This window comes from Criibacterium bergeronii, from assembly GCF_001693775.2.
In the GTDB taxonomy this organism is placed as follows: domain Bacteria; phylum Bacillota; class Clostridia; order Peptostreptococcales; family Filifactoraceae; genus Peptoanaerobacter; species Peptoanaerobacter bergeronii.
Genome location: NZ_MBEW02000010.1, coordinates 39896 through 55922, shown reverse-complemented (window position 1 = coordinate 55922; position 16027 = coordinate 39896). Strand labels below are relative to the sequence as shown.

18 protein-coding genes and 1 pseudogene are annotated in these 16027 nt (G+C 30.6%); 1 reads left to right on the top strand and 18 read right to left on the bottom strand.

What is annotated here, in order from left to right:
- Positions 1-83: 83 nt before the first annotated feature.
- From BBG48_RS06220 to BBG48_RS11580, 14 genes and pseudogenes are all read right to left on the bottom strand, one after another.
- Positions 84-167: pseudogene (locus BBG48_RS06220) on the bottom strand (Maff2 family mobile element protein); the annotation flags it as partial.
- A 3-nt stretch (positions 168-170) separates the two neighbouring features.
- A complete protein-coding gene (locus BBG48_RS06215) occupies positions 171-1817 on the bottom strand; it encodes a recombinase family protein (protein ID WP_068914293.1) in 1647 nt (548 codons plus the stop codon).
- A 3-nt stretch (positions 1818-1820) separates the two neighbouring features.
- Positions 1821-2045 (bottom strand): hypothetical protein, encoded by a 225-nt coding sequence (locus BBG48_RS06210; RefSeq protein ID WP_068914292.1) that lies wholly within the window; start codon positions 2043-2045, stop codon positions 1821-1823.
- Positions 2046-2198: 153 nt separating this feature from the next.
- Positions 2199-2900: a replisome organizer gene (locus BBG48_RS06205; protein WP_068914291.1), complete on the bottom strand. Its 702-nt coding sequence runs from the start codon at positions 2898-2900 to the stop codon at positions 2199-2201.
- Positions 2901-2987: 87 nt separating this feature from the next.
- Positions 2988-3992, bottom strand: coding sequence for an ORF6N domain-containing protein (locus BBG48_RS06200; protein ID WP_068914290.1), 1005 nt, complete (start codon positions 3990-3992; stop codon positions 2988-2990).
- Positions 3993-4400: 408 nt separating this feature from the next.
- Positions 4401-4928, bottom strand: coding sequence for a PcfB family protein (locus BBG48_RS06190; protein ID WP_068914289.1), 528 nt, complete (start codon positions 4926-4928; stop codon positions 4401-4403).
- Positions 4929-5111: 183 nt separating this feature from the next.
- The gene (locus tag BBG48_RS11145; protein WP_001042635.1) at positions 5112-5285 is read right to left on the bottom strand and encodes a hypothetical protein; all 174 of its coding nucleotides are present in this window, start codon (positions 5283-5285) and stop codon (positions 5112-5114) included.
- A gap of 73 nt (positions 5286-5358) precedes the next feature.
- Positions 5359-6999 (bottom strand): MobQ family relaxase, encoded by a 1641-nt coding sequence (gene mobQ / locus BBG48_RS06185; protein WP_068914288.1) that lies wholly within the window; start codon positions 6997-6999, stop codon positions 5359-5361.
- 313 nt (positions 7000-7312) lie between these two features.
- Positions 7313-7627 (bottom strand): DUF3847 domain-containing protein, encoded by a 315-nt coding sequence (locus tag BBG48_RS06180; RefSeq protein ID WP_020999720.1) that lies wholly within the window; start codon positions 7625-7627, stop codon positions 7313-7315.
- Between the two features lie 232 nt (positions 7628-7859).
- Positions 7860-8552 (bottom strand): MBL fold metallo-hydrolase, encoded by a 693-nt coding sequence (locus BBG48_RS06175; protein WP_019108018.1) that lies wholly within the window; start codon positions 8550-8552, stop codon positions 7860-7862.
- Complete coding sequence (locus tag BBG48_RS06170; RefSeq protein ID WP_001041171.1) at positions 8543-8932, bottom strand: cytidine deaminase family protein; 390 nt, start codon at positions 8930-8932, stop codon at positions 8543-8545. Before BBG48_RS06170 ends, BBG48_RS06175 begins: the two co-directional genes overlap by 10 nt.
- A 45-nt stretch (positions 8933-8977) precedes the next feature.
- A complete protein-coding gene (locus BBG48_RS06165; RefSeq protein ID WP_001176020.1) occupies positions 8978-9502 on the bottom strand; it encodes a phosphotransferase in 525 nt (174 codons plus the stop codon).
- A gap of 216 nt (positions 9503-9718) precedes the next feature.
- Complete coding sequence (erm(A), locus tag BBG48_RS06160) at positions 9719-10450, bottom strand: 23S rRNA (adenine(2058)-N(6))-methyltransferase Erm(A) (protein ID WP_000810833.1); 732 nt, start codon at positions 10448-10450, stop codon at positions 9719-9721.
- A 57-nt stretch (positions 10451-10507) separates the two neighbouring features.
- Positions 10508-10567 carry an erythromycin resistance leader peptide gene (locus BBG48_RS11580; protein WP_146743586.1) on the bottom strand — a complete coding sequence of 20 codons (60 nt, stop codon included), beginning with the start codon at positions 10565-10567 and terminating at the stop codon, positions 10508-10510.
- Positions 10568-11309: 742 nt separating this feature from the next.
- Between BBG48_RS11580 and BBG48_RS06150 the strand changes: the two genes are divergently transcribed.
- The gene (locus BBG48_RS06150; protein WP_068914287.1) at positions 11310-11666 is read left to right on the top strand and encodes a plasmid mobilization protein; all 357 of its coding nucleotides are present in this window, start codon (positions 11310-11312) and stop codon (positions 11664-11666) included.
- Between the two features lie 178 nt (positions 11667-11844).
- On the opposite strand, the gene BBG48_RS06145 is transcribed toward BBG48_RS06150, so the two are convergent.
- The 4 genes from BBG48_RS06145 to BBG48_RS06130 form a co-directional block, all read right to left on the bottom strand.
- A complete protein-coding gene (locus BBG48_RS06145) occupies positions 11845-13071 on the bottom strand; it encodes a hypothetical protein (RefSeq protein ID WP_068914286.1) in 1227 nt (408 codons plus the stop codon).
- Between the two features lie 302 nt (positions 13072-13373).
- Positions 13374-13967, bottom strand: coding sequence for a type IV toxin-antitoxin system AbiEi family antitoxin domain-containing protein (locus BBG48_RS06140; protein ID WP_068914285.1), 594 nt, complete (start codon positions 13965-13967; stop codon positions 13374-13376).
- A gap of 574 nt (positions 13968-14541) precedes the next feature.
- The gene (locus BBG48_RS06135) at positions 14542-14691 is read right to left on the bottom strand and encodes a cysteine-rich KTR domain-containing protein (protein ID WP_172975147.1); all 150 of its coding nucleotides are present in this window, start codon (positions 14689-14691) and stop codon (positions 14542-14544) included.
- 40 nt (positions 14692-14731) lie between these two features.
- Positions 14732-16021, bottom strand: a complete 1290-nt coding sequence (locus BBG48_RS06130) for an MATE family efflux transporter (protein ID WP_068914284.1) — start codon at positions 16019-16021, stop codon at positions 14732-14734.
- Between the last annotated feature and the right edge of the window lie 6 nt (positions 16022-16027).

Genomic DNA, 16027 nt, shown 5'->3' with positions numbered 1-16027 from the left:
CTTGGATACCGCCCAGTAGAAGATCTTTGAAAAACTCCTCTATCTTGTCGAATATTCCAAACATTTAATTTCTCCTTTTCTTCTTACTTGAGTACATTGGCAAGTAGTGGAATGAGCTTTAATCCGATTAAGACGATACCGCCTCCAGCCATAAGCTGCTTTATGCCTAATTAGAGATTGTAAAATACTTGTAATGTGTCTGTATTTCCTATGAAATTGTAGTAAATATCAATTGTTTGGGTGATTTCTCCATTCACTACTTCTTTTTCGTGAACATAGATTTTTGAGATGAGTTCGTTTAAGGTTTCTTTGTCCAGCTTCTTTATATCCCTATGTTTTTTTATGAGTTCAATCCATTTTTTGACATTAATATCTTCAAGATCTTCTTTAACAATCAATTTTTTATTATCTTCTATTCTTTGATTTAGATAATCTTGTTCGTTTTGTGATTTTTCAAGAATTTTTTGGAAGTTACTTTCACTTATCTTGTTATCGAGCCAGTCATCATATAGTCTTTCAATCTTTTTAGTTAAGTCTTCTACTCTTATCTGATCTTCGTAAATCTTATCCATAATAAATTTTTGTTCTTCTTCATTATCAACTTCTCGTGATTTTTCAAGTGCTTTTATGATTTCTTTTTCGTCTTTCAATGCTATTTCTGCATTTTTCCTAATATCTTTAAGCACTATCTCATAAAGAGTATCGTAATAAATTCTATGTTGACTACATAATGACTTTCCATATCTTCTATAAGTGTTACAAGTGAGTAACTTTTCTCTTTTTTTCGATTTGTTTCTTCCAAGATTTAAAGATTTTCCACAATCGGGACATTTCACAATGCCTGCAAATATGCTTTCTTCTCCATTTTTAAATGGTCTTCTCCTGCTCTTTAATTTTTCATTTGCTATATTATAAATATCTTCAGAAATAATTGGTTCGTGTGTATTTTCTACTATTATCCATTCCTCTTTAGGTTTATCGGATAACCAACCTACTTTGAATTTATAATTAACTTTTTGACTAGCAATATGACCAATATAAACTGGGTTTTCAATAATTTCTTTTAGGGTTGTGCAGTCCCACCAATACTCTCCACCATCTACGGTCATTTCTAACTTAGTTTTTTTATTTCTAAGTCCTTTTTTTCTATTCCACCAGGTAGGTGTAGGTATTTTTTCTTCAAAAAGTCTTCTCCTAATTGCTTGTACTCCATAACCACTAAAAGCAAGATCAAAAATTTTTTCAACAATCCATGAAGTTTCATCATCGATTACTAATTTATGTGGATCATCTTTGTCTTTCCTATATCCTATTGGAGCAAGACAACCAATAAATTTCCCTTGCCTTGCTCTTGTCATATAGGCAGATTTCATCTTTTTAGAAACATCTCTTGAATAAAACTCGTTTAAAACATTTTTAAAAGGAACTATTTCGTTGTTTTCTTGAAAGGTATCTACTCCATCATTTAAAGCTATATATCTGACATTGTTCTTTGGGAAGAAATTTTCTGTATAGTATCCAGTCTGCAAATAGTTTCTTCCAAGCCTTGATAAGTCCTTAGTTATAACTATATCCACTTTCTTATTTTCAATATCTCTAATTAGTCTTTGAAATGATGGTCTATTTGTATTTAATCCAGTATATCCATCATCTATATATACATCGTAAATACTCCAACCCCTTGATTTTACATAGTTTTCTAAAAGTTCCTTTTGGTTTTGTATGCTGGCACTCTCTCCTTTCTGCTCATCATCTTTAGATAGTCTGCAATAAATTGCAGCTTTGAATGAAAAGTGATTTGAATTTGTTTGTATCATTTCCTATTCCTCCTTGTTTGAGTTTTCAGAAATAACACAACTTTCTCTAAAACTATTTTTATTATAGCACTCTTTTTTATTACTATCAATATTATATTTGCTATACTCAATTTCATTGGTCTTGTTTAATTTGCTTGATTTTTTTATTAGTCTTAGAAAAGCGTCTGTATCTGTTCTTCTATTATCATAATTTCTTTTTACAATGTATTTTGTTTGTCTTTTTGTCATAACTTATCCTTTCATGCAATAAAAAAAGGCGATTAGATTTTTAATTTTCTAATCGCCTTTTAAGTGTCATATTTATCTTTTTATTATCTCTGGCATACTTTTATACCTTTTTAGACTTAAAGTCTTTAATAATGCCTTTCCACCTCTTTTTATCTATAAAGATTCGCCTACTTCATAGTTCATTTTTTTATTCCCTCCTTGATGTCTTAGTTTTTCTTTGTCTTCTTCATACCATTTTAAGATTGTCGCATAGTGGTTTTGATAGGTCTTACCACTGCTTTCCATGTATCTTGATAGTTTATTTATCATTATTTCTGTGTGTGAGTTTAGTTTTTCTTTTAGATTTTTATATTCTTCTTTGCTTAACCTTACATTTTTGAATTCTCCATAAAAGATGGGGGTGGACTGTTCTTCTCTCCCCTTATCTATACTAACCTTATCTAATCTACCCTTACCTATACTGGGTTGACCACTTGACAACCTTTGGTTAACCAGATGACAACCAACTTTTTCTTCTGAAATATATGCTCCATTTTCCGTTTGATAAAGCTGCTGTTTCTGCTCTATATACATTGTTGGCTTATATCTGTCTTTTCTAATAAAGTTATTTATCTTCCAATGAGTAATGACGATAATTCCCTGATCAAAGACTATTACAAAGCCTTTGGCAATAAGTATTTTCAGGTCATCTTCATTAGCTCCGATAATTTTGATGATCTTCTTAGGATTATTTACAAAACCATCATCATCTGCCCTCATTGATAGATGAAAATACAGGCATTGACTACTTAGTGGCATATCCAAAAATAAGTCGCTATCCACTATCTTTAGTGAAAACATTCTTTTATCTGCCATGCTCTCCTACCTTTCTTCAAATAAAAAAAGACGATAGTTTTTACTTCTACCGCCTTGCGTATTGTTATGATTTAACATAATTATATATTAAATTTTTAAGTCTTTATTATTTAACATCTTACTAAACATATCATGGTACATATCTTTAGAAGATTCTTCTATCTTGGTAATACTTGATATTTTATTTCCCGCATCCTTTGACGAAGCTCCGCAAAGATAAAAGGCTTCATTTTCTGTTCCAAAGTCTATTGCTATATATCTATCGTGATATTTTTTACCTGCTATCTTCAGTTTCAGGTCTATATTAGGATAGTCTTTTCTAAAATCATCTAAGATGTTTTTTGTAAGCATATCCTTGTTCTTGACATTATCACTAAAGACTACGATTTGAGTCTTATCTCTTGCAGCTCTTAAAAGTTCTAATGTTTTAAGTCCGATATAGTTATCTATTACATAAATGCTTTTCTTTGCTGATTTATATATTTTTGTATAGGCAACATCAGCTTCTATCTTATCTCCATTCATCAAGAGGAAATGTTTATATGTTTCCGGGTCTATAAAATTGTCCATTACCTTTTTCAAATCTTCTTTAGTAGCCATTTGAGATTTTATTACTGCAATATCTTTTGTGTTTTGGTTGGTTTGAATGGCAATTTGTACTAATTCTTTTGAACCGATAAAATCTTGATTTTCAATAATAAAGTCTTTCATTTGCTTAAACATTCGTATTAAAGCCTTGCTCTGTTTAACTGCAAGTTCTCCCCTCAATACAGTCATGAGCATATATATTCCCTGTTCTGTAAAGGCATATGGATTATACTTTATATTACTTCCTCTACCTGTTCCTCTCTTCAAGGTCACATTTTGTGATCTTGAAAGTTCATATACTTCTTCATCGGTTAATTGGAACATAAAATCATCATCAAATTTTTCATTATTTCTTTTTACCTGTTGATTAAAAGCTCTTGTTTCATACCCATATATTTCAGCAAGCTCAAAATCAAGCATAACCTTTTGATTTCGTATATAGTAAATCTTACTTTTAATTGTAGTTTCATCTATAACTACAATTTCCTTGTTTTGTTCTGCCACAAAATTCACCTCCTATATATTTTTGGGGCTACAACTTGTAGCCATTTTCTCTTTATTTCATTTAGCTTACAGAATGTAAGCTAATTCTCCATCATATTTTCAAAGTCTAATTTCTATAATTATACCAAAAATGTTAAATCTTTTCTATCTCTCCCTCTCTCTCTTTATCTAACTCTATATCTTTCTCTATCTCTATCTCTTGTCGGACATGGGTTGGACTCATTAAGGACAATGTCCTCTGTTTATTTTATCTGTGAAAAATTCTTCTTTCAATTTTATCCAATAATATCTTTTGTTTGTTACCATATCTGCTCCTTTCTTGATTTTCGATAATCGAAATTCTGGACTTCTGCTTTTCGGAAGTCTTGTTATTATGGTTATTTAAGGGTGTAACTTTACGTTACTCCCTTAGATTTCTCTGGTCATATCTTTTTTGCTTGGTTTTACTTTTTCTTTTACTTTTCTTTTGACTTTTTCTTTTGTCTTATCCTTGTTCTTGGATAGGTCTTTATATTTCTTTATTTGTTTTAGGATACTTTCTTTTTCTTTTTTATTTTCTTTGGCTATGACTTGCTTAAAGGCATATTCCATTACTTTTATGTCTTTGGCTTGGAAGAATATTTCATAGTTTTGGGTTTCTTTGTTTTTCATTACTGAAAAACTTACTCCAAGTTTGTTTAGTTCTTTTTTTAAGTCTTTGAGGTCGCTTTGATCTATGCTTATATTTTCTAGTTGTCCTTTTTTATATAGGTCTTTTATTTTTATTTCATCGCCCATAAGACTTTTGAGGTTTCCGTTTGCTTTTTCTAAAGTTTCATTCATCTTTTTTCTTATTTCTTTTTCTAAGTTGATTGATTCTTTTGCTGCCTTTATTGTGTATGTTATTATGGTTTGTGCTGCTTGACCTGCTTCTTTGCTTATTTCTTCGTTTATCATGTTTTCTCTCCTTTGTTTGAATTAAAAAAAGGGAAGTATAGGCTTTAATTTTTCTATACTTCCCTTTGATTGTTTTTATTTTATTGTTCTTGGTGGTGGAATGCTTTATTTAGATGTTTTTATAGCTTACTTAGGTATTTGTACCTTTTCTTGTTTTTATGCTCTTATTTTGCTTTTCCACCTTTAGTAGTTTATGTGTGTTCTTTTGTCTGATAGATAGTTTTTCATGTTGGAATATATAATCTGTATTTCTTCATTGTTCATTGCTTTTATTTCTTCTGTGCTTTTATATGTTTTGTATGTTCCATCTTCATTTGCTTTTATGAGTTCATCTATTAGCTCTTGCCTTTTATTCATCTCTATTACCTCCTAGATCTACCTTTAGTTGTTTGGTCATATTATAGCTTGGATAAGATATTTTTACCAGGTCTTATCTTTCTTGATCCATTTTCTTGTTTTTCATCATTTCTCTGTATTCATTATCTTTATTAACTTGGTCTTGGAATTTTTTAATTTGTGCTATTACACTTGGTTTTTCACCTTGTTTTATTAACTTATCTATTTCTATGGATAAATCTATGCCAAGTTCTTTGTTTACAAAATCTACTGAATATTTTATATGATTAATTTCCTGGTATTCATCTTTTATTTTGTCTTTTTCTTTATTTATTTCTTCAAGCTTTCCCATTAAAAGATTTTTTTCTTCATTCCACTTTTTAGGACTTAGTTTTTCCTTATCTGATAGGAGTTTTTTTAATTTCTCGCTTACTACTTTATATTGGTCTATATCTTTCTTATGTTTATTATAGAATGCGTCTTTGGTGAATATGTTTTTCTTTTGATATTCTTCATAAACTCCTTTTTTGGCTTTGTATATTTCATAGTATAGAATTTTCTTTTCTACATCTTCCATTTCTTTATGAATTGTCTTTGCTTTTTTATTTAGTTTGTAACTATTGGACTTTAAGCTTTCTATTTTTGTTTGTAACTGACCTATGGTTTCTATATTATTTTTTCTTAAATAACTATATGCACTCGTTAGCTTTTTAAAGTCATACTTTTCTTTATTGGTTTTAGCATATCCTTTTAGATATTTACTTTTTTCTTTTTGAATTTCTGAATAAGTTAATAGATAATTTGTTAGATTGAAAAGTTTAGGGTTGTCTATTACCTTATCTCTTTCTATATCCTTAAATTTTTCATAAGCAGTAGTTAGGTTATCTAATAAATTTCCTATCCAACCCTTTAATGTTTTTATCTCTTCTTTTATTGTTTTTACAAGTTCGTTATATTTTCTTATTTCTCTATTATAGTTTCCCTTGTCAGTTTCTATTCCCTTTCTTTCCATTGCACATGCTGCTGATCCTAAATGGATTGTCGGTAGATAATCTGAATTTTGTCTTTTAAAACTCCTATGGTCTACTCTTTTTTCTATCTTGTTTTTTGCTAGATATTCATTGCAAAGGTCTGAAAAATTTTCTCTCCATTTTTCTACATTGCCTTTATCATTCCAGCTTGTTAGTTCTACTTTTCTTGTCTTAGGTTTTCCATTTTTGTTTAATACTTTTTCTCCTTTTTCATCTAGGATATATTCTTTTTTTGACTTTGCTAAGAACTCTCCTTTTTCGTTTATGGGTCGCATTATGGTCATTATATGACAATGGATATTTCCATTTTTATCTTGACTCTCATCATGAATTGCATAATCTACTATCATTCCTTGTGATGTTAGATTTTCTTTTATAAATCTTTCGACTAGGTTTTTATTTTCACTTAAAGATAATTCTTTTGGTAGTCCTATTATGAATTGTCTTGCTAGTTGTGCATTAGAATTTTTTTCTGCCATTTCTACTTTATTCCATAAGGTAGACCTATCATTAAATTCTTTTGGTATATGATCAGGCAATATTATATTTTTTACTAATACTTTTTCTTTTCTTGTATAGTCATGGGTTACTCCGTCCCATTCATTTTTTATTTTTTCTCCACTTATATATGCTGCACTTGCTACTGCACTTTTTCCTTTTCCTCTTGATATTATGTTTACTGAAAAATGAAAACTGTCTGCCATTTTTATCACTTCCTTTCTTTTTTTGTTGTTTTAGGTGGAGGCTTAATAGATTTTCTATATCCACTTTCTGAATGAGCGTTTTGAAATGATAGAATAGAAAAAGCCGACTACTGAATTAATTTTTGTTGTTTCAGTATGTCGGCTTAATTGTTTTGTTCATTTCAAATTTTAAAAGTCAAGGGCGAGCGTTAGCGAGTTTATTTACCCTTGACTTTTAAAAAGCGAATGGTTGTTGCTCCCTGCAAGGGTTTGGCTCCGCAGGACGCAAGCACCCTTTAGGGTGTATAATTGCGCCCTTGTAACCAAGGGACAATTATGTTATTTCATCTTTAGATGATTTTTCTACATTATCATCTATTCTTTCTTCTAAAATTTCCATTATGTTTAATCTTATTTCTTCATCATTTAACATTTTTATTAACTTATAAAATTCATCTTTTGTTAAATCAGTACTTTCTTCAAAAATACTTTCAAACACCGCTCCTTTTTCTATAAGTCTTTTGTTTCTTGCTTTTCTTTCTTGTTCATTAAGTTTTTTCTTCAACTGTCTTTTCTGATTTTGTAATTGCTTGATGCTTTCTTCTTTCTTTTCGATCTGTTCTTCAATACTTAATCTTTTACTTGTCATAATATTTCCTTCCTTAAAATAAAAAAACGACTAGATTTTTTCTAATCGTTTTTCAGCTTAGTGTTTTAATACAACTTGTTTTGTCGCTTCTATTTTTTTGTCTGCCCATATTACAACATGGCTTGAGAGGATAGAATGAATGTCATTTGAGTGTGTCCGTTCTCGGGAACATATCCACTGCGTTTTTGGGGCTATCGGTAGACGGGAACATATCAATACACCTCATGGATTATTATTTTAGAATGGATTTTAAGTAATCTAATAAATCTGATTTAGTTAGAGGCTCTGCATGACTTAAAATACAATACTTACAGTCGAAACTTTCTATCAAATTTGTTAATGACATTAATTTTTCTTTATCCATATACCCATCATTGTAGAAATCCTCGCTTGTTGAATCTCCCAAGAACAATATTTTTTCCTCAGGAATATAGATAAGCACCGTATCTTCCGAATGGGGTGAAACCGTATGAAAAATCATTGCGGTTATTCCACCGAGATTAAGGGTAAGCTCTTTTTCAAATTGGATATCCGATAGAACGGCAATAATTCTTTTATTATCTACATATTCTCTAGCTAGGCACTCATCATCATTTATCAAAAATTTTATATATGCACTGTCAGATAGTTTGGCTCTTTCCTGTTTCAAAAACTCGTTGGTTTTATGGTGTGCAATGGACAATCCGTGAATTTTATGCATTCCAAAGGTATGGTCCCAGTGCCAATGAGTGATGACAGTAAAATCTGGCTTCTTTAGGTCCTCGATTTCTAGGGATTTATAAAATTCATCAACATGGTCTGCTGAATTTCCTGCATCAATGGCAAGTGCAATTTTGTCTCCATTTAAGTATGCCAACATAGGCCTATCAGTTTCTGGTTGATGTGGATAATAAAAGACCCTGCTAGTTATCTTTTTCAGTTCCATTTGCCATCCCACCTTTCTGGTAATAAATCTTTCAGCAACACTTCTTCCATTTCAGGTAATACAATTTGGGTCTCTATATTTTGATTATCTATCTGTGCAATAAACTCTCTGCACCTTCCACATGGTGGAAGTATACTCCCATCTTCAAATACAGCGATAATCCTTTTGATTGCAGTTTCATTGTTCTTTACCATTTCAGCAATAGCTGACTGTTCAGCGCATAAGCCAATAGAACAGGGCAAGTCAATGCATATTCCTGTAAAGATGTTACCGCTATTTGTCTCCAACGCGCACGCAACATGCCCTGAAGTTCCAAAGTTCCGTAACTTTTTATGATTAATTATACTGAAAGCAATTTGATATAATTCTTGTTTATTCATTTTCTTCTCCAATATTATTTAGCTTAATAATACGTTATTCTTTTTTCAAAACACTAAGTTATTCAGTTCACCATCAAGAACTTTTATAGTTTCATTTCTTTCCTTATCCTCTTGATTGTCATATAAAAGTTGTTCAATAAACTCCCATATATCTTCTAGTTTACGTCTAATATGATAGAATAACAAAGCATCCGTATTGATTAAAAAATCTTTGTGTAATTTCAGGTATATGTTCATAAATACATCATAATATGGCTTATCAACAAAAAACATGAGATCAGCTTTTACTGGAGCCAATTTCAAGCCTTCCCAGTCAATTAGAACTAACTGCTCATCCCGTTGCATCAAGTTCCAATTATGAATATCAGTATGGCATAGGGCCATTTTAGGATTACTTCGTCTTAGAATCTCCGACAGTCCTTCAACTCTGTCAATAGATTGTTCAAGGGGTTTTATGTGTGCCCCAAGCAAGCATTTTAAGTCCATGGGAAGACTGGCGCATTCTTTACGCAATACTTGTTTTAGCTGTTTCAGAAATGGCAAGCTAAAATCTTCCCTAATTAGTTGCACATATACCTACTATATCAATAAATTTTGAGTTATCATTGACTATATTAGTTGCTATTATCAGAATAGTCGTCGATAACTATATTTTCGTGCAAATATGCAAATAAGTAAAATGATAGTTATGTTATATCATAATAATTGAAAATAATAGAATGTATTTTTCAATGTAATAAGATTAAGCGTTCTCTTAAAGTTAGAGAACGCTTAATTATTTTTAATTTATTGAAATAATTTGTAACTATTGAAAACAGACAAAAATTGTTCATTGGATAATTTATCAAGATCAGTAACATTCGCATGCTTCAGCACCTGTCTTAATTGATTTTTAGTAAAAAGAACATGATATTCCCTGTTTACCCATTTATAAACGAAAAATCTATACTTTTTGTAGTCCTTCTTTAAAATAAATGGTTTATGCCTTTCAAGTACAATCAATACAGAATCTACATTAGGCTTAGGGTGAAAATATGCTCGTGGCACTTTTTTAAGAATTTTTATATCCATTTCCACCATTAACAGCAAACCTAAAGCTCGTTGGGTATTTTGCAACCTTTTAGCAAATCCCCTCTCTACAATAAGGTAGCTATATTTCGCTTGACTATCAAAAGCAATCTTTTTTACAATATCAGTACTAATATTGTAGGGAATATTACCAAATATTTTATAGTCTGTATTTTTAGGAAAGCTAAACTTCAAAATATCCTCATGAATAACTTTTATATTCTGAAAAGGTTCAACTGCTTTTTTCGTGGCATGACATAAACCTTCATCAATCTCTATAGCATTCACCCGTTGACTCATTTCCACAAGTTCCTTGGTAAAATGTCCTTTTCCTGACCCAATTTCTATTATTTTATCTTGTTTATTGATATTCGTATATTTTAATATTTCCTTTACATGCTTTTTAGATGTAATGAAATTTTGCGTATTTTTCGGGTTTTTCTGTTTCATTATAACCTTCTCCTTGCCGGTTATAATGAACTAATCTTAAGAGCTCATTATAACCAATTATTTTTGGTTTGGTTGATAATGAAATCTCTCAATAACAAATATAGAAAACATACCCATACCTTTACCTCCTTTAATTTTTTTCATTATAAATGAGATAAAGTAATATCTACTACTGCAATACATGTACACATATTTAACTCCTCCTTATGCAACTGATTATATCACTTTTAATTTCTCTATTCAATAAAGTTCTGTGCTAATCTACCTCACCCTATGGATTTTTAATCCCGAAACATCAAATGTCATCTGTCAAATGCCCTATTTAAAAGGGTCAAAAAACGGTATTTTTTAGCCTGTTTTTGACCCAATTTTCGTACTCAAACCACTACATGTTGTGGTTGACTCCTATTATTCCTTGTCCAAACCACAATACGTCATCAGAATTGCTGCTTCAACGTGGCTAGAGCGGTCATTATGGATAAAATTTAATATTTCTCAAAAGCCTCGTATGTGGGAATATATTAATCAATACGTATCTTATAATACATTATATCATTCTGGAGCAAAGAAGAAACAGCCCTACAAAAGAGCTGTTTAGATTGGTTCTAAAATATCCGTTGGGGAGTCATCTCCTCAGTGGATATTTTAGAACCAAAAATTAATGGAGTAAACCTTTAAGGTATGCTCCATTTTTTTACGCACCTAACCACGCGAAAGTTTACTTGAGTGTTTGGTAGGTGATATGCAAGGACTTCCCAAGAGCTAATATAGTTAGCGATTGGTTGAAGTCTACTGCTAATTTTTACCTTGTTAGGGATTACCCTAAGACCCCGAAATATATTTCATAAAGGAGAATAAAATGGCAAATAGATTTAGAAATGAAAGAATAGAAATAAAACTAACCAAAGAAGAAAAAGAAGTTTTTGAAAAGAAAATGAAACTTGCTAATTGCAAAACTATGTCTCACTTTCTTAGAAAATGTGTATTGGAAAAAGAGATTTATGTTGTGGATTTAGAACCATTTAGAAACTTACAGTGGCTGCTTTCAAATGCAACAAATAATATAAACCAGATTGCAAAAGCAACTAATACAACTGGTGTTATTTACAAAAATGAAATTGAAACAATGAATAAACAGATAGAAAAATTATCAAGAGAAATATGGCAGATCCATTCCCTGCTTCTTAATAAATCAAAAGAAAGTTCTGGTGATTAGTATGGCAATTACAAAAATACATCCTATTAGGAGGGCTGATACACAAAACTTTTCACAGACCCACTACCAATTTGACCTTCTATAAAAGAAGATACAAGACCTTTTAGTCTTATGTATCTTCTTTTAATTTTATTATACTATAATTCACTCGCTGATTTTATAATAATCTCTTCTGATATCATTTAAGTAATGGTATTTCCTTTAATAAGGCTTTAGAGTCTTTAAAAGGTTTATAAATTCCTCTTTCATTCAATCTAACTTCATTTGACTTGCTGTGAACAAGTGAATTTCTAGTTTTATATACTCTATTAGCCAACTTCTTAAATATATGTTTTTTGTCTCCTATTAAATCTATTGCATCTCCATTTGAAAAATTAACCTTATTGTTTTTATAGTATTCTATAATATCTTCATCAATTTCATTCAATTTTTCTATTATCTTTTCAATATCTATATACTTTCTTAATGTTAATTCCAGTGCTTCCAATTCACTTCCTACTGTACTTTCAGTTCTCTTTTTATTAATTAAATCTACAAGTTTCATTATATCTTTTTTTCTTTTTGTAGAAAATCCCGGATCTAACAATATTTCCTTAACATTATTAACAACACCTTCTTTATATATTTCTTCATAAAAATATTCCATAATGTGATAAAATCCTATGAATTGTACAAACGGATCTTCTGAAGAGACTGCCATATGGTACTGTTCTGTTAAATCTTGTTTATATAATAATCTTGGTGCATCTAACTCTTCGCTTTTGTAAGAGCTATTTTTATTCCTATACCTAATATTTAATAATTCATCTAAGCTATTCATAATCCTGAAGGAATATCCATAGTTATAGCAAAAGTTAAATAAAAATGAATTAATATAATCATTAAGTTTATTTTTATCAATATCTTTTTTATATGAAACAATTAGTGAATAAGGATTTCTAAAACAAACTCTTAATAAATTAAATAAATTTTCGCCTTCATCTCCTCGCAATCTAGGAGGAAAAATCATAAAAGTTCTTTTTAAACTTTCCAAGTCTATTTCTTTAATAATATTCCATACCATTACATCTGATATTTCTTGAAATTTATATTCAATATTATTCATGGAGTCTTTAATATTAGTAGATACTATTCGTTCCTCAAGTTTATATGGCAATAGTCTTCGAACCATTTTATTTGTTTGATAAATAATAACTTCATAGCTATTATTAGTTAAAACTGTAAATTGCGACAAATCCGATTTCATTGCATCATTGGTAATATTATTATAGTCAGATTTACTAAATTCATAACTTTTTTCACCCACAGTATAGCTAATACTATCTTCGCTATAATCTATATTAAATTCTTTATTAAATCTTTTTAATATAAATTTTACTTTATCAATAAATTCATCCCATTCCATATTTACTCGTCTCCTTAAAAATTTGTATATTCTTATAATGTTGATTTTTTATTGCTTCTTCGTCCTTGATATTATAATCATATTACTTTATATAAGTTTAAACCATTTCTTTTATATAGTTTTCAATCACTAATAAAATTTTTTCTTTGCGGACTTTCCTTGTGCAATATATGATAGCTCCATTTTCAAATTCTTTGGTTTTTTCTGCTAATTTAATGCATCTACTACAAACGTTATAATGTTAATTCTTTTATGTGTCTCAATAAGATTTTGTTCATCTCCTTCAATACAACCTTTGAAAATTAAATCTTCGATAATACCTCCATATATTTCCTAATTTCATCTTCTATTTTAAATAGTCTACTGTATTTTATGAGTCGTCTTAGATTTTTATTTTGTGATTTAAAGTATCTTTTTATGGCTTCTGTAAAAATTTGCTTATCTATTTTTTCTCTGTCGATTATGATATCACAAATTGTTCGATCTATATCGTAAACTGGAATAAGGTTGCCTTGTGGTGATTTTATTTCTGTCTTTCCTAGTTCGTATAAATCTTTCTTTACATAGTGAACTTGTAAGTCTTTATATCTATTTTTAATATGGCTTGCATTGTAGCCTTGGGGTACAGATATATGAAATACATTTGGAGTTCTATCGGATAGGTCGTGGAGGTAGAGGGCTGTTTGATGGGAAAATATAATTCGATTACTATTTGATGATATTAGAACAAAATCGTCTATTACTTTTCCTTTTAATTGATATAGTCCCGGTCTTAATCTTTCTAATTGTCCGCTCTTTGTTAATTCTGATAGATTATGCCTAGTATATCCAAGTTCTTCTGCTTCTTTGTTGGTGATTACTAAATTTTCTTGTATATAATTCTTAAGTGTATCCATAGTTCGCCTCCTCTCATTTATGCTTTTATTATATGTTATAAAAGCGAATGTGTAAAGTTGACTTATGAGTTTTCCATTTTTAAAAAAGGATGTAACAAATCCTTACTCCCTTTCTAAAATTATTCTTTCTTAACTCAATATTACTAATATTATTATAGTTACTCTCCGATTTTCGGATTTCTAGAAATCTGTTATTCGGAGTTCTTGAATTCCGATTTTCGGAAGCCTGGACTTCTGCTTTCAGGAAATCAGATTTTGTATTATTAGTTATATTTTAAATTTATATATACTCACTTACTAGAAAAAAAGAGCAGCTTTTTAAGCCACTCTTGTAGAAAGTACAAAATGAGTTTATCTTATTAAATTTTTCTTTGTGTCTCCTCATACCAGTTGCAAAACTACTCTTACGTCCATGTAGTTTTTTTGGGTCTTTTTGACGTATCCTTCTTCATCTTTATCAAAGACAAAATGCTTAAAAAACTGCTTAAAATGCAGGATTTCTAAATTTACATCTTTTGTATCAACGCTATAGCTTCCACATGTATGGTGTTATCTATAGCGGCGGGTTACATAATTATTTACTGTCTGCAAGTGTGATTTCCATATCCTGAATATTGATGATTGTTTCCCGCTTACATTTCGGACAGTAGAAAGGAAAGTTTTTTAATTCCGTATCTTCCCGTATCATAGTACAGGTTTTATTGCCGCAGACAAGGCATAACAACCATTGGTTTTGTATATTTTACATAGCCTCTCACTTTTTATCAATATTCATTATTTGCTGATACTAAAATTTCTTTTTCATAGGCATGTTGTTTTAATATCAATGCCAAAATGGCAGATAAAATTCGTGCGAACACTGTACTCCACCAAATCATTATCTGACCGCCGAATAAAGTCGGTAAAATAAGCATTAGAATTAGCATAAATATCGGCTCTACAAAAGACAAAATATAAGAAAATATACTTTTTTCTGTTGCATAAAAACTTGCAGTTGTAATACGGTTAATAGAAACAAATGGTACAGAAATTAAAAATATGGGTATGGTTTTTTGGATTTCTGCATTCACTTCATTTGATGTGCCGAATAATAAGCCAATATCTGCTCTTGCCACATACATAATCACACAGCCTATTACAGAAAGGAGTATCCCAGATCCATTTGCTAATCTCATTATGTTTTTCAGTCTATCAAACGCCTTTTCGCCGTAATATTTGCTCATAATCGGCTGGCTGCCATCTCCAACTCCCTGTAAAATCAGATAAATAATACTCATAACGTAGCCAATAGAAGCATAGGTTGCAATTGCTTGCTCTCCCCCATAGAATACGGAAAAACGATTAATAATAATCAGGGATAAGTTGGGTGTCATAGCAAGTCCAAAAGGAGCAATCCCAACCTTTATAATGGATAATGATACTTTACCTATATCTCCAAATGCAATCTTCAGCGTAAACTGTTTTTTCCACAACAAATAGACAAGTGCTGACAACATGGTAACACCCTGTCCGATAACCGTAGCCCATGCTGCACCCGAAAGACCTTGCCCTAATACCCATACGAACAGATAATCTAAAATTATGTTTGTCACAAACCCTGCAATCATAGAAAACATTGCATAAGACGAGCCGCCGTGATTACGGATGAACGGAACTAAACCAGTTCCTATAATCTGTAAACCTGCGCCTAACGCAATAATAGAAATATAGTCCTCTCCCAAAGAAAGAAGCTGATTTCCTGCTCCTAACAGCCTTAAAAGGAAACTGCTCAAAAAGAAAAATGTGATTGTTACAAAAACACTTGTGACAATTAACAGCCACACAGCTCCCGCAGTAAACGCTTTTGCTCGTGCCTCCTTTTTTTCGGCTCTGCTGATTGAATAATAAATTGCTCCTCCCATTCCAATTCCCGTTCCCAGAGATTGAATGACTGCCACAAGGGGATATGCTATGTTTATAGCGGAAACGCCTATATCTCCCATACTGTTTCCGACAAAAAAACCATCAACAATCGCATATACTCCAGATAATGCAAAAGATAATACGGAGGGAATTACATA

Excerpts from the sequence above, each read along its gene's own strand:
- BBG48_RS06205 (WP_068914291.1), bottom strand. The coding sequence starts at position 2,900 with ATGGCAGATAAAAGAATGTTTTCACTAAAGATAGTGGATAGCGACTTA.
- BBG48_RS06150 (WP_068914287.1), top strand. The coding sequence starts at position 11,310 with ATGGCAAATAGATTTAGAAATGAAAGAATAGAAATAAAACTAACCAAA.
- BBG48_RS06180 (WP_020999720.1), bottom strand. The coding sequence starts at position 7,627 with ATGACAAGTAAAAGATTAAGTATTGAAGAACAGATCGAAAAGAAAGAA.
- BBG48_RS06210 (WP_068914292.1), bottom strand. The coding sequence starts at position 2,045 with ATGACAAAAAGACAAACAAAATACATTGTAAAAAGAAATTATGATAAT.
- mobQ (WP_068914288.1), bottom strand. The coding sequence starts at position 6,999 with ATGGCAGACAGTTTTCATTTTTCAGTAAACATAATATCAAGAGGAAAA.
- BBG48_RS06175 (WP_019108018.1), bottom strand. The coding sequence starts at position 8,552 with ATGGAACTGAAAAAGATAACTAGCAGGGTCTTTTATTATCCACATCAA.
- BBG48_RS06215 (WP_068914293.1), bottom strand. The coding sequence starts at position 1,817 with ATGATACAAACAAATTCAAATCACTTTTCATTCAAAGCTGCAATTTAT.
- BBG48_RS11145 (WP_001042635.1), bottom strand. The coding sequence starts at position 5,285 with ATGAATAAAAGGCAAGAGCTAATAGATGAACTCATAAAAGCAAATGAA.
- BBG48_RS06140 (WP_068914285.1), bottom strand. The coding sequence starts at position 13,967 with ATGGATACACTTAAGAATTATATACAAGAAAATTTAGTAATCACCAAC.
- BBG48_RS06145 (WP_068914286.1), bottom strand. The coding sequence starts at position 13,071 with ATGGAATGGGATGAATTTATTGATAAAGTAAAATTTATATTAAAAAGA.
- BBG48_RS06190 (WP_068914289.1), bottom strand. The coding sequence starts at position 4,928 with ATGATAAACGAAGAAATAAGCAAAGAAGCAGGTCAAGCAGCACAAACC.
- BBG48_RS06170 (WP_001041171.1), bottom strand. The coding sequence starts at position 8,932 with ATGAATAAACAAGAATTATATCAAATTGCTTTCAGTATAATTAATCAT.